15 protein-coding genes are annotated in these 16,315 nt (G+C 60.4%); 10 read left to right on the forward strand and 5 right to left on the reverse strand.

Features of this window, described 5'->3' with window-relative positions:
- The first annotated feature begins 249 nt into the window (after nucleotides 1-249).
- A complete protein-coding gene (locus EIY72_RS27770; protein ID WP_093224785.1) occupies nucleotides 250-798 on the forward strand; it encodes an RNA polymerase factor sigma-70 in 549 nt (182 codons plus the stop codon).
- A gap of 126 nt (nucleotides 799-924) precedes the next feature.
- Here EIY72_RS27770 and EIY72_RS27775 read toward each other — a convergent pair whose 3' ends face one another.
- The 3 genes from EIY72_RS27775 to EIY72_RS27785 form a co-directional block, all read right to left on the reverse strand.
- Complete coding sequence (locus EIY72_RS27775) at nucleotides 925-1,938, reverse strand: GNAT family N-acetyltransferase (protein ID WP_093224787.1); 1,014 nt, start codon at nucleotides 1,936-1,938, stop codon at nucleotides 925-927.
- Between the two features lie 75 nt (nucleotides 1,939-2,013).
- On the reverse strand, nucleotides 2,014-2,850 hold the full coding sequence (locus EIY72_RS27780; protein WP_093224790.1) for a substrate-binding periplasmic protein: 837 nt from the start codon (nucleotides 2,848-2,850) through the stop codon (nucleotides 2,014-2,016).
- A gap of 88 nt (nucleotides 2,851-2,938) precedes the next feature.
- Nucleotides 2,939-3,565, reverse strand: a complete 627-nt coding sequence (locus tag EIY72_RS27785; protein WP_093224793.1) for a TetR/AcrR family transcriptional regulator — start codon at nucleotides 3,563-3,565, stop codon at nucleotides 2,939-2,941.
- Nucleotides 3,566-3,728: 163 nt separating this feature from the next.
- Here EIY72_RS27785 and EIY72_RS27790 point away from each other — a divergent pair, with 163 nt between their 5' ends.
- The 8 genes from EIY72_RS27790 (at nucleotide 3,729) to ppnP (ending at nucleotide 13,000) form a co-directional block, all read left to right on the forward strand.
- A complete protein-coding gene (locus EIY72_RS27790; protein ID WP_093224795.1) occupies nucleotides 3,729-5,531 on the forward strand; it encodes an acyclic terpene utilization AtuA family protein in 1,803 nt (600 codons plus the stop codon).
- 12 nt (nucleotides 5,532-5,543) lie between these two features.
- Nucleotides 5,544-6,413 (forward strand): SDR family oxidoreductase, encoded by an 870-nt coding sequence (locus tag EIY72_RS27795; RefSeq protein WP_093224798.1) that lies wholly within the window; start codon nucleotides 5,544-5,546, stop codon nucleotides 6,411-6,413.
- A gap of 3 nt (nucleotides 6,414-6,416) precedes the next feature.
- Nucleotides 6,417-8,033, forward strand: a complete 1,617-nt coding sequence (atuC, locus tag EIY72_RS27800; RefSeq protein WP_093224800.1) for a geranyl-CoA carboxylase subunit beta — start codon at nucleotides 6,417-6,419, stop codon at nucleotides 8,031-8,033.
- Between the two features lie 25 nt (nucleotides 8,034-8,058).
- On the forward strand, nucleotides 8,059-9,216 hold the full coding sequence (gene atuD, locus EIY72_RS27805; protein WP_093224802.1) for a citronellyl-CoA dehydrogenase: 1,158 nt from the start codon (nucleotides 8,059-8,061) through the stop codon (nucleotides 9,214-9,216).
- Nucleotides 9,213-10,010 carry an enoyl-CoA hydratase/isomerase family protein gene (locus EIY72_RS27810; protein ID WP_093224804.1) on the forward strand — a complete coding sequence of 266 codons (798 nt, stop codon included), beginning with the start codon at nucleotides 9,213-9,215 and terminating at the stop codon, nucleotides 10,008-10,010. Before atuD ends, EIY72_RS27810 begins: the two co-directional genes overlap by 4 nt.
- Nucleotides 10,011-10,074: 64 nt before the next feature.
- Nucleotides 10,075-12,036 (forward strand): acetyl/propionyl/methylcrotonyl-CoA carboxylase subunit alpha, encoded by a 1,962-nt coding sequence (locus EIY72_RS27815; RefSeq protein WP_093224806.1) that lies wholly within the window; start codon nucleotides 10,075-10,077, stop codon nucleotides 12,034-12,036.
- Between the two features lie 70 nt (nucleotides 12,037-12,106).
- A complete protein-coding gene (locus tag EIY72_RS27820) occupies nucleotides 12,107-12,646 on the forward strand; it encodes a 3'-5' exonuclease (protein ID WP_093224809.1) in 540 nt (179 codons plus the stop codon).
- 69 nt (nucleotides 12,647-12,715) lie between these two features.
- Complete coding sequence (gene ppnP, locus EIY72_RS27825) at nucleotides 12,716-13,000, forward strand: pyrimidine/purine nucleoside phosphorylase (RefSeq protein ID WP_007940055.1); 285 nt, start codon at nucleotides 12,716-12,718, stop codon at nucleotides 12,998-13,000.
- Between the two features lie 71 nt (nucleotides 13,001-13,071).
- Here ppnP and EIY72_RS27830 read toward each other — a convergent pair whose 3' ends face one another.
- Both EIY72_RS27830 and EIY72_RS27835 read right to left on the reverse strand, forming a co-directional pair.
- Nucleotides 13,072-13,878 carry an MOSC domain-containing protein gene (locus tag EIY72_RS27830; protein WP_093224811.1) on the reverse strand — a complete coding sequence of 269 codons (807 nt, stop codon included), beginning with the start codon at nucleotides 13,876-13,878 and terminating at the stop codon, nucleotides 13,072-13,074.
- Nucleotides 13,879-13,994: 116 nt separating this feature from the next.
- Nucleotides 13,995-14,930: a chemotaxis protein CheV gene (locus EIY72_RS27835; protein WP_093224814.1), complete on the reverse strand. Its 936-nt coding sequence runs from the start codon at nucleotides 14,928-14,930 to the stop codon at nucleotides 13,995-13,997.
- Nucleotides 14,931-15,391: 461 nt separating this feature from the next.
- On the opposite strand from EIY72_RS27835, the gene EIY72_RS27840 reads away from it, so the two are divergent.
- Nucleotides 15,392-15,862, forward strand: coding sequence for a hypothetical protein (locus EIY72_RS27840; protein WP_093224817.1), 471 nt, complete (start codon nucleotides 15,392-15,394; stop codon nucleotides 15,860-15,862).
- Nucleotides 15,863-16,315 lie beyond the last annotated feature (453 nt).

The following is a 16,315-nucleotide window of genomic DNA, read 5'->3' on the forward strand; positions in this document are numbered from 1 at the left end:
GGACTGCAGCCCGGTTCCATTCACCAATGAGAACGGATGAAGTCTTGAGATAATTAGTCGTCGGATGGGGTCTTGGCCGGCCCTGATGCGTGACAGCGTGTCGCAGTTCTCAGTCTGCACTGCAATGGCGCATTAATTCTTTTTCTCAATTGACAATAATTATCATTAAGCCTAATTTGTCGCTCGATGTGTAGGACGGCCCCCCGGTCTTTTCCGTCCCACCAACCTTTTGGCAGCAGGGTGATTTCCATGATGGAACCAGTATCCACAAGCAGGTGCGATACACCGCTACTTCAGGCCTTCGTCGACAATCGGCTGATTCTGGTGAAGATTGCAGCCCGCATCACCGGTTGCCGGTCTCGCGCTGAAGATGTTGTGCAGGATGCATTCTTCCGGCTGCAATCGGCCCCGCCTATCACCAGTTCGATCAAGGCTCAGCTGAGCTATCTGTTCCAGATCGTGCGCAACCTGGCGATCGATCACTATCGCAAGCAGGCGCTGGAACAGAAGTATTCCGGTCCCGAAGAGGAAGGCCTGAATGTGGTGATTCAAGGCGCATCACCGGAAACTTCGCACATCAACTTCTCGACCCTGGAACACATCGCCGATGCACTGACCGAGCTGCCCAGCCGCACGCGTTATGCCTTCGAGATGTACCGCCTGCACGGTGTGCCGCAGAAGGACATCGCCAAGGAGCTCGGTGTGTCGCCGACCTTGGTGAACTTCATGATTCGCGATGCGCTGGTGCATTGCCGCAAGGTGTCGGGGCGTCGTGCGGATACCTCTGCACGGCACTGAAATCTGACACTTTCAAAGGCCCCATCGCGAGCAAGCTCGCTCTTACAAGTTCAGCGTCAGCCCTGTAGGAGCGAGCCTGCTCACGATAGCGGACTCAAGTACAACGCTGCACTTGAGTCCTGCAAATCAGGCCAACCCGCACCGCTCAAAAAACCGCTCCCGCCCCACCAGCATCAAGGCCGCGCGCTTATGCGGGAAGTCGAACTCTTTCTCGCAGTGAAAACACTGATTGTGCATGTAGCCGATCATTTTCCCGTTGTCGGCGCGTGGCTCGGCCACCACCCGTTGCGTGCGCGGGTCATCGAGAAACAGGTAATGCACCAGCGCCGATAACCAGCTCGCCACCTTGTGCGGCCCACGGTGGTTTTCTTCGCCCACCAGCATATGAATGCCACGGTCGTAATCATCGGCGTCATAGAAAGGGGCGATGCGATCTTCCTTGGCCCAATAGGCTTCGAAATAGGCGAAAGGCTGGTCATCGAAACTGCCGATCAACGTCAGGGTATGCGGGTCGGCATCGAGTTTGCCGAGGTACTCGCGGTGCTGTTCGAGGCTGCCCTGCTCCTGCCAGAAACTGGCGACCCGCGGGTTGTTCTGCCAGCGATTGAAGCGTGCCAGGTCCTCGTCCATGTCCAGGGTGCGCAGGGAAATCCAGGCGCCCAAGCGCGCATCGAAACGTCGATACACTTCGCCACGGGGCTTGACCGGGCGCAACGGGTGGCGCTTGCCAGTGCTCATGACCATCTGCTGCGGATAGCTGCCCGTCAGCGAATGCCCGAGCCAGGGTTGCGGCAACTGCCAGAACAGGGTGCGTTCGCAGCGATACTGGCCGGGCGTGGCGAGCGCGACCAGCAGACCGCTGAGCACGGCTTCGGTCGGTGCATGATCGAGTTGCCAGAGCAGCGACTGACAGGCCGGGTCGCGGGCGAACAGCCAGTAACAAGCGGCCCACAACGCCTGGCCTTGCGGGTGTTCGAAGCCTTGTTCCAGTTGCACCTGCAGTTCGACGCCACGGGTCAGCCGCAGTGTGACCAGAGGCTGTCCCTCAAGGCTGAGGCTCAAGCGCGATTCGGTTTCATCCGCTGCAAGTCGGCTGCCGGTCGGCAGGCGCAGGGCAGTCAAGTCGTTCAAATGGGACATGGGTGGGGCTCACGAAAGTCATCGACAGTTAATCGAGGTGACGTGGGCCGTGGCGGGAAATTTAAGACAGGTCGATCAATCGGCGGCTGGCAGTGCTGTTTCAGCGTGCGAGTGTGGCACCGGCACCAAGGCGATCCGGTACGGTGCAAAGATCTTCAACATCTCGCCATTGTCCCGCAGCCCTTGCAGCAACAACTGGAACGCCTCACCGCTGATAGCGGCGGCCGGACGCAGGATCGCGTAGTGGTGATAGATCTGATCGACCCGCTCGGACACCAGGAACTGATGGGCCACTTCCTCGTGACGCAACAGGTAGTCGCTCAGGTACGAGCGTGTGACCAGGGCAACATCCGCACGCCCTCTGAGCACCATCAGCAGATTGCTGTCGTGGGAATAGGTCAGCGTGGCGTTGTAGTTTTTCACCAGGTACTGGGGTTCTGCATTGAAATGGGCGAAGGCGTAGTGATAGCCGCTGAACAACGCCAGATGCTTGCCGGACAGGTCGGAAAAATAACTTTGCTGGCGTGCCGGCCGTCCATCGATCTGGTTTTTCGCGACAAATATCTCGGCGTCTTCCAGGCCCATGTCGACGGCCACGTGCGGGACTTTTTCCCAGTCCCAGGCGGGGTTTTCGAAGATCGCCATGTCGATCCGGCCCTGCTTCAGGTCACCGAAACGCCGGGGAATGGAGGTGGGCACCAGGACAAATTGATAGTCGCTCTGCAGCCTGTTGAGCGCTTCGACCAGTTGCGGCAGCAAGCCTGTGTCGGCCCCGGATTCAGGGCGCACGGTGTAAGGCGGAAAGTGAGCCGCGCCAATGCGTACCAGCTGCGCAGCCTGGGAAGGCACTATCGATAAAGCCGCCAGCGCCGCCAGCAAAAGCTGCGAAGCCGTCCGTATTGGCGAACCCATCAAAACAACTCCGCTTCCATAAACAACCACTACGCCTTCAACCCGGCACTGTGCTCAGTTAGCCAGCTAACGGCCGGTCAATACAAGCTTATTGCTGCTCCTTGAGTACCAGAATCAACGCCTCTTCGGCCAATTGATCGAGGCTCATGCTGCCATCGGCGCGAAACCAGGTGGTGGTCCAGGACAACGCACCGGTGAGGAATCGTCGGGTGACGAACACATCGCCGCCAATCAGCCCGTCCGTTTTGGCTTCGCCCAACACCTGCAACCAGATGTCTTCATAGATATCGCGCAGCGCCAGCACCTTGGCCTGGCCTTCTTCCGACAGCGAGCGCCACTCATAAACCAGCACTGCCATGGCCTCGCCGCTGCCACCCATGATCGATTGCAGCTCACACCGAATCAGTGCCAGGACCCGCTCGCGAACGTTGCTTGCTACGGCGATGTCCGCGCGCATCAGTGCCGTGTTGTAGCGGATGGTTTCTTCCATCACGGCGCGCAGGATTTCGTCCTTGCTTTTGAAGTGATGAAAAATACTCCCGGACTGAATGCCCACGGCACCCGCCAGGTCACGCACCGTGGTGCGCTCGTACCCTTTATTGCGAAACAGGTGGGCCGCCACTTGCAGCAACTTGCCACGGGCGCTCTCCGGATCGGTCAATTGGCCGCTGTCCACCAACTCACGCATGACCATCAGGGCTTTTTGCTCGTCCACCCGTTCTCTCCTACAGTCGTTAGCACCGCTAAAACAGCGGGGTTGCGCGGGCAATTTAAGCTGACGGAGCAAACCAAGCAAGCGCTTGGGCAGAAGATCGGCTGGCCATTTACAAACCAAGCGCTTGCTTGGTAATGTCAGAGCACTTCGGTGGGAGGTGGCTATGGAAAGGATAACGCCCAAAACAGTTCGCATCGGTTGCGCCAGCGCCTTCTGGGGTGATACGTCAACGGCCGCTGCGCAGTTGGTGGAACACGGAAACCTGGACTATCTGGTCTTCGACTATCTCGCCGAAATAACCATGTCGATCATGGCCGGCGCACGGATGAAAGATCCCCAGGCTGGATACGCCGGTGACTTCATCGAGGTCCTCGGGCCGCTGTTGCCACAACTGGCCGAGCAAAAGATCCGCGTCATCAGCAATGCCGGCGGGGTCAACCCACGCGCCTGCGCCGCGGCCCTGCAAGCGGCCTGCGACAAGGCCGGCGTATCGCTGAAAATCGCCGTGCTGCTGGGTGACGATCTGCAGCCGCAATTCAAACAGCTGAGCAGCCAGGGCATCCATGAAATGTTCAGCGCTGCGCCGCTGCCTCCGATGTGCGTCTCGACCAACGCCTACCTCGGCGCGCCGGGCATCGTCGAAGCCCTGCGCCTGGGCGCCGACATCGTGATCACCGGGCGTGTGGTCGACAGCGCGGTGGTCAGTGCCGCGCTGGTGCACGAATTCGACTGGTCGTGGCACGACTACGACAAACTCGCCCAGGCAGCCTTGGCCGGGCACATCATCGAATGCGGTGCCCAGTGCACCGGCGGCAACTTTACCGATTGGCGCGACGTGCCGGACTACGAACATATCGGTTTCCCCATCGTCGAAGTCAGCGCCGACAGCCAGTTCATCGTCAGCAAGCCCGCAGGCTCCGGCGGGCTGGTCACGCCGCTGACTGTGGGCGAACAGATGCTCTATGAGATCGGCGACCCGCATGCCTACCTGTTGCCCGATGTCGTGTGCGATTTCACCCAGGTCAAACTGCTCCAGCAGGGCAAGAACGCGGTCCGGGTGCACGGCGCCAGGGGCTTGCCACCGACGGCGCAGTACAAGGTCAGCGCCACCTATCCGGATGGTTTTCGCTGCACCGCCAGTTGCCTGATCGCCGGCATCGATGCGGTCGACAAGGCAAAACGGGTCAGCGCAGCGATCATCAACAAGACCGCGGAAATGTTCAGCCAGCGTGGTTGGGCGACGTACAGCGAAGTGAACATCGAACTGCTCGGCAGCGAGGCCACCTACGGCCCCCATGGCAAGCGCCAGGACAGCCGCGAGGTGGTGATCAAGCTGGCCGTACGTCACCCGAACAAACTCGCGTTGATTCTGTTCTCCCGGGAAATTGCCCAGGCCGCCACCGGCATGGCTCCGGGCCTGACCGGGATTGTCGGCGGACGGCCGACGGTCTATCCGCTGATCCGGCTGTTCTCGTTCCTCATCGACAAGCAGGCTTGCACGCTGGAAGTCGAACTCGACGGACAACACCATCCCTGCGCCCTGCCCGCTCTTGATGTACTCGATCCACAGGACTTGCCTGCGCCGTTACTGCCACCCAAGCCAACGGAGCCGGCCGACGCCAGCGTCCCTTTGATCAAGCTGGCGGTCGCCCGCTCCGGGGACAAAGGCAATCACAGCAACATCGGGGTCATGGCCCGTGACCCTGACTACCTGCCATGGATCGCCGAAGCCCTGACTCCGGAAGTGCTCGTCGACTGGATGAGCCATGTCCTCGATCCCATTCACGGGCGCGTCGAACGCTGGTACTTGCCGGCCAGCCACAGCCTGAATTTTCTCTTGGAAAACGCCCTCGGCGGTGGCGGTGTCGCCAGCCTGCGTATCGATCCCCAAGGCAAAGCCTTCGCCCAGCAATTGCTGGAAATCCAGATTCCGGTGCCTCAGCGCATCGCCGACCAGGTCAACTAGAGGATTGCCGCCATGGCCTACGCTTCGATTTTCAAAGCCGACCTGTTTGCCGGCCAAAACATCATCGTCACCGGCGGCGGCAGTGGCATCGGTCGCTGCACCGCCCACGAACTGGCCGCCCTCGGCGCGCAGGTGCTATTGGTCGGGCGCAAGGCCGACAAGCTCAAAAGCGTCGCGGCGGAAATTGCCGAAGACGGCGGCAAGGCCGATTGGGCCACCTGCGATATCCGCGAGGAAGATGCCGTACAACGCCTGGTAGGCGAGCTGATCCGCAAGCACGGGCCCATCCATGGCCTGGTCAACAACGCCGGCGGGCAGTACCCGTCGCCGCTGGCATCGATCAATCAAAAGGGTTTCGAAACCGTCATGCGCACCAACCTGGTAGGCGGTTTCCTGATGGCCCGGGAAGTGTTCAACCAGTCGATGAGCAAGCACGGCGGCGCCATCGTCAACATGCTGGCGGACATGTGGGGCGGCATGCCGGGCATGGGCCACTCAGGTGCCGCACGTTCGGGCATGGACAATCTGACCAAGACCGCCGCCTTCGAATGGGGGCATGCCGGGGTACGGGTCAATGCCGTGGCACCGGGCTGGATCGCCTCCAGCGGCATGGACACCTACGAAGGCGCGTTCAAGGCGGTGATTCCGACCTTGCGCGAACACGTGCCGCTCAAGCGTATCGGCACCGAATCGGAAGTCAGCGCGGCGATCGTGTTTCTGTTAAGTCCGGCCGCCGCGTTTGTCAGTGGCAGCACCCTGCGCATCGACGGTGCCGCCAGCCTCGGCGGGCGTGCCTGGCCGATCCACAAGGCGACCAACAGTGAGTCGTACAACGGTTTCCACCGCGCCTACCTGCCCGACGTGCTCAAGGACAAGGAATAAGCCATGCCGGTGATTGAGTCGCAACTCGACCCTCATAGCGAGCAGTTCGCACAAAACCGTGCGGCGATGCTCAGCGCCATCGAGCAAGTCCGCAGCCTCGAACAGAACTTGCTGAACAAAGCCGTCGAGGCCCAGCCCAAGTTTGAAAAACGCGGCCAACTGTTGCCCCGCCAACGTCTGAACCTGCTGCTGGACCCCGGCGCACCCTTCCTCGAGCTGGCGAGTCTGGCCGGCTACAAGTTGCATGACGACAAGGATGGCAGTTCGGCCGGTGGCGGCCTGATCGCCGGGATCGGCTACGTGTCCGGTGTACGCGTGCTGGTGGTGGCCAACAACAGCGCGATCAAGGGCGGCACCATTTCCCCCAGCGGTTTGAAAAAATCCCTGCGCCTGCAACAGATCGCCATGGAGAACAAACTGCCGGTGATTACGCTGGCTGAGAGCGGCGGCGCCAACCTCAATTACGCGGCAGAGATTTTTGTCGAAGGCGCACGCAGCTTTGCCAATCAGGCAAGGATGTCGGCGATGGGTTTGCCGCAGATCACCGTGGTGCACGGTTCTGCGACGGCGGGCGGCGCTTATCAACCGGGGTTGTCGGATTACGTGGTGGTGGTGCGGGGCAAGGCCAAGCTGTTTCTCGCCGGCCCCCCGCTGCTCAAGGCCGCCACCGGCGAAATCGCCACCGATGAAGAGCTGGGCGGTGCCGAGATGCACGCGCAGACCGCAGGTACCGCGGAATACCTAGCGGAAAACGATGCCGACGGTGTGCGCCAGGTGCGTGAGATCGTCGCCTTGTTACCGTGGAATGAGCAGTTGCCAGCCCTGCCGCAGCGCCACTGGGAGACACCGCTCTACCCTATCGACGAGTTGCTCGGGCTGATTCCCGATGACCCGAAAAAACCCTACGACGTGCGCGAAATCATCGCCCGCATCGCCGACGCGTCGAATTTTCTCGAGTTCAAGGGCGAGTTCGATCAGCAGACCATTTGTGGCCATCTGAAGATCGAAGGCCGCGCCTGCGGCTTCATCGGCAACAACGGCCCTATTACGCCCAAGGGCGCGAGCAAGGCCGCGCAGTTCATCGAGCTGTGTGACCAGAGCCAGACGCCGCTGCTGTTCTTCCACAACACCACCGGCTTCATGGTTGGCACCGAGTCGGAACAGCAAGGGGTGATCAAGCACGGCGCGAAGATGATCCAGGCGGTGGCCAACGCCCGGGTGCCGAAGCTGACCATCGTCGTCGGTGGTTCCTACGGTGCCGGCAACTATGCCATGTGCGGACGCGGCCTCGACCCGCGCTTCATCTTCGCCTGGCCCAACAGCCGCACCGCCGTGATGGGTGGTGCGCAGGCCGGCAAGGTGCTGCGCATTGTCACTGAAGCCAAGCAGGCCAAGGACGGCCTGGTGCCGGATCCGAAGATGCTCGACATGCTCGAACAGGTCACCGCGCAGAAGCTCGACAGCCAGTCCACGGCGCTCTACGGCAGCGCCAACCTGTGGGACGACGGCCTGATCGACCCCCGCGATACGCGGCCCCTACTCGGTTACTTGCTGGATATCTGTCACGAGGCCCAGGTGCGGCCACTGCAAGCCAACAGTTTTGGTGTAGCCCGCTTCTAAGGGCGATCAGAGGAGAACAAGAACAATGATCTTCACCCAGGAACACGAAGCACTGCGCCGCACCGTTCGCCAATTCGTCGAGCACGAGATCAACCCGCACGTCGAGGCATGGGAAAAGGCCGGGCGATTCCCTATCCACGAGATCTTCCGCAAGGCCGGCGACCTCGGCCTGCTGGGCATTTCCAAGCCGGAAAAATTCGGCGGCATGGGACTCGACTACAGCTACTCGATTGTCGCGGCCGAAGAGTTTGGCACAATCCACTGCGGCGGCATTCCGATGTCGATTGGCGTACAGACCGACATGTGCACCCCGGCGCTGGCACGCTTTGGTTCCGATGAGTTGCGCGACGAGTTTTTGCGCCCGGCCATCAGTGGTGAGCAAGTCGGTTGCATTGGCGTTTCCGAAGTCGGCGCCGGCTCCGATGTCGCCGGACTCAAGACCACGGCGCGCAAGGACGGCGATGATTACGTGATCAACGGCAGCAAGATGTGGATCACCAACTCGCCGAGCGCCGACTTCATCTGCCTGTTGGCCAACACCTCGGACGACAAGCCGCACATCAACAAGTCGCTGATCATGGTGCCGATGAACACGCCTGGCATCAGCCTCAGTTCGCACCTGGACAAACTCGGCATGCGCAGCTCGGAAACCGCCCAGGTGTTTTTCGACAACGTGCGCGTGCCCCAGCGCAACCGCATCGGCCATGAAGGTGCCGGGTTCATGATGCAGATGCTGCAGTTCCAGGAAGAGCGCCTGTTCGGTGCAGCCAACATGATCAAGGGCCTGGAATACTGCGTCGACAGCACGATCGAATACTGCAAGGAGCGCAAGACCTTCGGCAGTGCGCTGATCGACAATCAGGTGATTCACTTCCGCCTGGCCGAACTGCAAACCGAAATCGAATGCCTGCGCGCACTGGTCTATCAGGCCACCGAGCAGTACGTCAAAGGCCAGGACGTGACGCGCCTGGCGTCCATGGCCAAGCTCAAGGCCGGACGTCTGGGTCGCGAAGTGACAGACAGCTGCCTGCAATACTGGGGCGGCATGGGCTTCATGTGGGACAACCCGGTGGCCCGCGCCTACCGTGATGTACGGCTGGTGTCGATTGGCGGCGGTGCCGACGAAATCATGCTGGGGATCATCTGCAAACTCATGGGCATTTTGCCGGGGAAAAAGAAATGAGCACCCTGCCGGTTTGCCAGACCCTGCTGCTGGAACTGCACAATGGCGTGCTGCACATCACCCTCAATCGCCCGGACAGCCGCAATGCGATGAGCTTGCAGATGGTCGCCGAACTGCGCGCGGTATTGGCGGCCATTCACGACGATCGAGGCGTTCGCGCCCTGGTGATCGGCGGCGCCGGTGGACACTTTTGTGCCGGTGGCGACCTCAAGGACATGGCCAGCGCTCGTGCTCAGGGAGCAGGCGCTTATCGTGATCTGAACCGGGTGTTCGGTGCGCTCCTGCAGGAAATGCAACACGCGCCGCAAGTGGTGATCACCGTGCTGCAAGGCGCGGTGCTGGGCGGTGGGTTTGGCCTGGCCTGTGTCAGCGATGTCGCCCTGGCCGATCATCAGGCGCAATTCGGCTTGCCGGAAACCAGCCTGGGCCTGCTGCCGGCACAAATTGCACCGTTCGTGGTGCAGCGCATTGGCTTGACCGAGGCGCGCAGACTGGCCCTGACGGCAGCGCGCTTCGATGGCATTCAGGCGCGAAAAATGGGCCTGGTGCACTTTGTCGAGCATGATCCGCAAGCCTTGGCCGAGCGTCTGGATGAGGTGTTGGCGCACGTGCTGTGCTGCGCGCCGGAAGCGAATGCGCGGACCAAGAAGCTGTTGCTGGCGAGTGCCGGGCAGCCATCGGATGCGCTGCTGGATCAGGCCGCGCAATGGTTCAGCGAAGCGGTGACCGGGACCGAAGGGATCGAAGGAACCATGGCCTTCGTGCAGAAACGCAAACCGGGGTGGGCCTCTTGAAAGCATGGCTGGCAAGCCAGCGATGAGGCCATCACCTTCAGCGTAAAAACAGGGGAAACAACCCATGCCCGGACTCAAGAAAATCCTCATCGCCAACCGCGGTGAAATCGCCTGCCGCATCCAGCGTACTGCCCAGGCGCTGGGCTATCGCACGGTCGCCGTGTTCAGCGATGCCGACAGCGATGCACAGCATGTTCGCATGGCCGACGAAGCGCTGAACATCGGCCCGTCCGCAGTGCAGCAGTCCTACCTGAACATCCCGGCCATCATCGACGCCGCCCGCCGCACAGGCGCAGACGCCATCCACCCGGGTTACGGGTTTCTCTCGGAAAACGCCGCTTTCGCCCTCGCCTGCCAGGACGCCGGCATCACCTTTATCGGCCCGAGCCCGCAGGCCATCGAGCTGATGGGTAGCAAGCGCCTGTCGAAAATCGCCATGCTTGAAGCCGGCGTGCCGTGCATCCAGGGCTATCAAGGCGCCGAACAGGATGACGCCACCCTGAGTCGTGAAGCCGAACGCATTGGCTATCCGCTGATGATCAAGGCCAGTGCCGGTGGCGGTGGGCGCGGCATGCGTCTGGTGCACGAGGCCACCGATTTGCTTGAACAGATTCGCACCGCACGCTCCGAAGCCTTGAACGGCTTTGGCAGCAGCGAACTGATTCTTGAGCAGGCACTGATCGAACCGCGTCACGTCGAGATCCAGCTGTTTGGCGATCACCACGGCAACCTGATCTACCTCGGCGAACGCGATTGTTCGATCCAGCGCCGCCATCAGAAAATCATTGAAGAAGCCCCCTGCCCGGTGATGACGGCCGAGCTGCGCCAGTCCATGGGTGAAGCAGCGCTCAAGGCCGGACGCGCGGTGAATTATGTCGGTGCCGGTACGGTGGAATTTCTGCTCGACTCACGTGGGCAGTTTTATTTCCTGGAGATGAACACCCGCCTGCAGGTGGAGCATCCGGTGACCGAGCTCATCACCGGGCTGGATCTGGTGGCCTGGCAGCTCAGCATCGCCCAAGGGCAACCGCTACCCTTGCGCCAGGAACAGGTGCAACTCAATGGCCATGCGATGGAAGTCCGCTTGTACGCTGAAGACCCCGCCCAAGGGTTTCTGCCGCAAACCGGCAGGGTCATCGCCTGGGAACCTGGTCTACTAGAGGGTGTGCGGATCGACCATGGCTTGCGCGAAGACCAGGCCGTCAGCCCGTTCTATGATCCGATGCTGGGCAAGATCATCGCCCACGGTGCGACTCGCGAAGAGGCCCGGCGCAAGTTGCTGCGCGCGGTGCAGGACAGCGTGCTGCTGGGCCTGCACAGCAACCAGCGCTTGCTCGCCGGCCTGCTCGAACACCCGCTATTTGCCAGCGGTGAATTCAGCACCGGCTTCATTGCCCAGCACTTTACCGAGCACGCCTGCCTGCACCGCCAGGTACCGACCGCCGAGCAACTGGCGATCGCCGCCGCGCTGTTCTATCAGGCTTCGGCACAAGCACATCCCGCACCGTTGGCCGGCTGGCGCAACAACGCCAGCGTGCCGCTGCACTACCGCATCGGGCTGGAGGATCAGGACTGGCCGGTGGCGCTGTTCGCAGAGCCAGGCAAAGCGTGGCGGATTCAAGCGGCAGGTCGCGACCTCGAGCTGAACATCCTCCACCGTGACGAACGCAGCACCACCCTGGAGATCGACGGCATCCGCCAGCGTCATGCCTGCCGGCTGGACGCAGGGCAACTCTGGCTGTTCACCCGACCTGGCAGCCTGCGTTTGCAGGATCGGACCCATGCCTTGATCGGCAGTCAATCCAGCGTCAGCTCCGGCACGCTCAAGGCACCCATGGACGGGGCGATTGTCGACGTACTGGTCAGCGAAGGCAGTTCGGTAACCAAGGGACAGCTGCTGGTGGTGCTGGAGGCGATGAAAATGGAGCATCCGCTGAAATCCGGCATCGACGGCGTGCTCAAGCGCTTGCAGGTTCAAGTGGGCGATCAGGTGAAAAACCGCCAGATTCTCCTGGAGGTTGAATAAGCCGCTAGGCGGAACCGCCGGGTTTGGCTACGCTCAAAGCCATCAGGACGCGGATACCAGGAAACCTGCAATGCCTCATTGGCTGGTCATTGATCTGGAGGCCACCACCGATGAGGGTGGCTGGCCGGTCACGGAGATGGAAATCATCGAAATCGGTGCCACCCTGGTGGACAACAAGGGACGCGAGCTGGATCACTTCCAGCGTTTCGTCCGGCCGACACGCAGGCCCCTGCTCACGCCATTTTGTCGAGAGCTGACCCACATCACCCAGGCCAACGTCGACGCCGCGCAAGCGTTGCAGGACGTCTGGCTGGCGTTCGAACACTGGCTGGGGCAACACCCACCACTTCAGGGCTGGGTCAGTTGGGGCGATTACGATCGCAAACAACTGCTCCAGGAATGGCAACGCCTGCAACTCGCCAGCGTGCTGGCCAATGTGCCGCACATGAACCTCAAGCAACGCTTTGCCAAGGTCCGACGCCTGGAGCGCCCGCTGGGGCTTAACGGCGCCTTGCAATTGGCGGGTTTGCAGTTCAGCGGCCAGCAACATCGGGCGCTGGAAGATGCGCGCAATACCGCACGCTTGCTGCCGCTGGTACTGCCGCTTTAGACAGGTGACGACGCCCTGAGCCTTGTGCATACTGGCCGGCCCTTTTTAGCCCTTTTCGAGGAATCGCCCATGTTTAAAGTCAACGAGTACTTCGACGGCACCGTCAAGTCGATCGCCTTTGGCACCGCAGAAGGTCCGGCGACCATCGGCGTCATGGCTCCGGGCGAATACGAATTCGGCACCAGCCAGCGCGAAATCATGCACGTGGTCAGCGGTGCGCTGACCGTCAAGCTGCCGGACAGCAGTGACTGGGAAACCTTCGCCGCCGGCAGCCAGTTCAACGTACCGGCCAACAGCAAGTTCCAGCTGAAAGTCGCAGTCGACACCGCTTACCTGTGCGAATACCGCGGCTAACATCGCGGGTTTTCACCGTGTAAAAAAATGCCCGTGTCCCAGGACACGGGCATTTTTCATTTCGAAGGCGTTTATTCGAGCACTTCTACCGACATGCCGACTTCCAGTCGACCGTTGCCATCGTTGACCAGATTCTGGCCAAACATCGCCCCGTCCGCCTCCGCACGGTATTTCTGCAAGGTGGCCAGCGGTTCGCGATCTTCGCTGCGCTCGCCGGTTTGCGGATCGATGGTGGTCAGGATGCAACGAGAGCACGACTTGACCACGCGGAACTCGACCTCACCGATGCGGATGCGCTTCCAGCGGTCCTCGGCAAAGGCTTCGCTGCCCTCGATCACCAGGTTCGGCCGGAACCGCAACATTTCCAGCGGCCGCCCGACCCGCTGCGACAGATCCTCCAGGGACGCCTGGCCAATCAACAACAGCGGAAAACCGTCGGCAAAGGCCACCTGATCGTCGTCCTTGCCGTAGCCTGCTTCGGTGGTGCGCGCTCGCTCCAGCGGAACTTGCACCAGACGTGTCGGCTTGCCGATGAAGCGGCTGACCCAGGCACCTGCCGCGTCCCCCGCATCGGGCACGCGCAAGGTGTCGCGCCAGATGGTCACGCCGCGCAGTTCTGCGTCACTAGCGGGCAGGGCGATATCAATCGGAGAATGGCCGGGCGCACTGAGGGTCAAGCCGCCCTCAGCGTTCCAAAGCGCCGACAACTGACTCATCTGTGCCACGGCACGCTGGGTCAGGAAACGCCCGCTGGCCTCGTCCACGAGCATCCAGCGTCGATCACCGTCCAGCCCCAGTTTGTCGAGGCCGATCGCCTGCAAGGTTTCGCCCTTGGCGGATTTCAACGGATAACGATAAAGCGCGCTCAGACGCAGCATGGCCAGCTCCCTGGGAGATCAAAACGCCACCCTATACGAGCTTGATGACCGAATCAAAGGCTGACGATAGCGCCCGCAGGATCGCTATCGTCGCAACGCCGCCGGCTCCTGTGGGATCAGGCAGGCACTTCGTCGAGCATCAGGCGCTGGCGCACCACATCGACCAGTTTGTCCGGCTGGAACTTGGAAAGGAAATTGTCGCAGCCGACCTTCTTGACCATCGAGTCGTTGAAGCTGCCGGACAACGAGGTGTGCAGCACCACATACAGCCCCCGCAGGCGCGGGTCGTTGCGGATTTCAGTGGTCAGGCGATAGCCGTCCATTTCCGGCATTTCCGCATCAGTGAACACCATCAGCAGTTTTTCGGTCATGTCCACGCCCGAATCCGCCCAGCTCTTGAGCATGTTCAGTGCCTTCAAGCCATCGCTGGCGATGTGCATCTTCACGCCCAACTGACCCAGGGTGTCGCGCAATTGCGCCAGGGCCACGTTCGAATCATCCACCAGCAGCACTTCCCGGCCACGGGCACGCTCGAGTACAGGATCCTCGAGTTTTTCCCGGGAGACTTTGGCGCTGTACGGCACAATCTCGGCCAGCACTTTTTCGACATCGATGATCTCCACCAACTGGTCATCTACCTTGCTGATGGCGGTCAGGTAATGCTGACGGCCGGCGCTGCCTGGTGGAGGCAGGATGGCTTCCCAGTTCATGTTGACGATACGGTCCACGCCACCCACCAGGAATGCCTGCACCGAGCGGTTGTACTCGGTGACGATGATGGTGCTCCCTGGCCCCGGCACCAATGGCCGCATGCCGATGGCCTGGGACAGATCGATCACCGGCAACGTCTGGCCACGCAGGTTGACCACACCGCACACAAATGGATGGCGCTGCGGCATCAGGGTCAGCTTCGGCAGTTGCAAGACTTCCTGCACTTTAAAGACGTTGATCGCAAACAGTTGCCGCCCGGCAAGACGGAACATAAGAATTTCCAGGCGATTCTCACCCACCAGTTGTGTACGTTGGTCTACCGTGTCGAGAATGCCGGCCATCAATGACTCCTGGTGTTGTTCGGATGAATTCACTAGTAGAAGGTTATCGGCAGTTCGCGCCGAATCTTGACCGCTCTAAAATGCCACGCTCAAGCATTGATGTCACATTAACATCATGCTTTACTGGAGCAGTGAGTACATTCGCTTCACTCTTTGCCGCGCGACCACAGTTTGCGCGTCAGGTTCCCTTGCATCAGGGTTTCCCTTAGTCGATGCCGGGTGCAACCTGATATTCGCAATATCCAATAGCCATTAATGTGACGCCATTCTCATTGCATGAACGGAGTCAGGCTTTTGTGTGCGATTGCCGGTAAGTGGCCAACCACCCTCTCGTGTTCTTCAGCCAGCGCTCGGGCCAGCCGCAGCGTGCTCCCACGACAATCCGCCAGCGCCCAGGCTTCGATTGCCTTCCTCGACACACTCGATATCCGCTCATTTGACATGACGTTGTGGAGATAAGTATGCCGAACGAACGTACTGAATGGGCGCAGCGTCTCCCGGAGTTTCTCCTCGAGGCTGAAACTCTCCTGGCTAAAACCGAGGAATGCCTCAGCCACCTGCAACTGATCAGCAATGACCAGGACGCCATCGACTGCTTGCTCAGCACCCTGCTGAAACTGGCGAACAAGGCCGATGCGCTGGCGCTGGCGGCGGTTTCGGAGTTTTCCCTGCACATCCACGGCTTGCTCAATCACGCCCACAATCACATGAGTCTGCACGACGAAGCCCTGAATGCCTTGAAGGACTGCCTGACCCTGATTGCCTGGCAGCTTGAACTCATCGACCAGACCACGGGCCAACTCAGCCTCGATGACAGCGAGCAGGTCACCCTGATCGAAGCGTTTGCGTTCCAGGTGGGTCAAAGCCAGTTCCGTCCTCCGGTTAATTCCAAGCCGTTTTCACTCGTTTCCTATTCCGAACGGCAGGCCTGAATTTACCCAACTACGTTGCTCGACGTATTTTGATTGTCTGAATTGCGCGGCAAGTTAAGCGTGCACTTGTCGCAATTGAATATCCCACAGCTAAAAACGACATCCCCAGCCTAAAATAAATTGCTCCCTACAGATAAATTCATACCTTTCCTTTCCAGGGTTTTCCCTGCTACTAAGGCGGCGTGGCCAATTGATTATTCAAGGCAATAAACACCCGACTTTTCCATTATGGAACGATGGTCCAAAAGATGCCGATCCTGACTTTTCGGACAATAGCCGGAACGCGACCAACGGTATGTTAGGTGCTATTATGCGGCCTATTAGTGGGTGCCAATTAATGGCAGTGTGATTGCATCTGGACACAATCGGTCAAATACAGGGTCATTGACTCAGACAGGAAGATGCCTTGTAGACGCGACGTTTCACATTACAAAACAGAGACCAGTCAGCCAG

The organism is Pseudomonas vancouverensis (assembly GCF_004348895.1).
GTDB lineage: Bacteria > Pseudomonadota > Gammaproteobacteria > Pseudomonadales > Pseudomonadaceae > Aquipseudomonas > Aquipseudomonas vancouverensis.

Coding starts and splice junctions, on each gene's coding strand:
- EIY72_RS27770 (WP_093224785.1), top strand. CDS start 250: ATGATGGAACCAGTATCCACAAGCAGGTGCGATACACCGCTACTTCAG.
- EIY72_RS27775 (WP_093224787.1), bottom strand. CDS start 1,938: ATGTCCCATTTGAACGACTTGACTGCCCTGCGCCTGCCGACCGGCAGC.
- EIY72_RS27780 (WP_093224790.1), bottom strand. CDS start 2,850: ATGGGTTCGCCAATACGGACGGCTTCGCAGCTTTTGCTGGCGGCGCTG.
- EIY72_RS27790 (WP_093224795.1), top strand. CDS start 3,729: ATGGAAAGGATAACGCCCAAAACAGTTCGCATCGGTTGCGCCAGCGCC.
- EIY72_RS27795 (WP_093224798.1), top strand. CDS start 5,544: ATGGCCTACGCTTCGATTTTCAAAGCCGACCTGTTTGCCGGCCAAAAC.
- atuC (WP_093224800.1), top strand. CDS start 6,417: ATGCCGGTGATTGAGTCGCAACTCGACCCTCATAGCGAGCAGTTCGCA.
- atuD (WP_093224802.1), top strand. CDS start 8,059: ATGATCTTCACCCAGGAACACGAAGCACTGCGCCGCACCGTTCGCCAA.
- EIY72_RS27810 (WP_093224804.1), top strand. CDS start 9,213: ATGAGCACCCTGCCGGTTTGCCAGACCCTGCTGCTGGAACTGCACAAT.
- EIY72_RS27815 (WP_093224806.1), top strand. CDS start 10,075: ATGCCCGGACTCAAGAAAATCCTCATCGCCAACCGCGGTGAAATCGCC.
- EIY72_RS27820 (WP_093224809.1), top strand. CDS start 12,107: ATGCCTCATTGGCTGGTCATTGATCTGGAGGCCACCACCGATGAGGGT.
- ppnP (WP_007940055.1), top strand. CDS start 12,716: ATGTTTAAAGTCAACGAGTACTTCGACGGCACCGTCAAGTCGATCGCC.
- EIY72_RS27830 (WP_093224811.1), bottom strand. CDS start 13,878: ATGCTGCGTCTGAGCGCGCTTTATCGTTATCCGTTGAAATCCGCCAAG.
- EIY72_RS27835 (WP_093224814.1), bottom strand. CDS start 14,930: ATGGCCGGCATTCTCGACACGGTAGACCAACGTACACAACTGGTGGGT.
- EIY72_RS27840 (WP_093224817.1), top strand. CDS start 15,392: ATGCCGAACGAACGTACTGAATGGGCGCAGCGTCTCCCGGAGTTTCTC.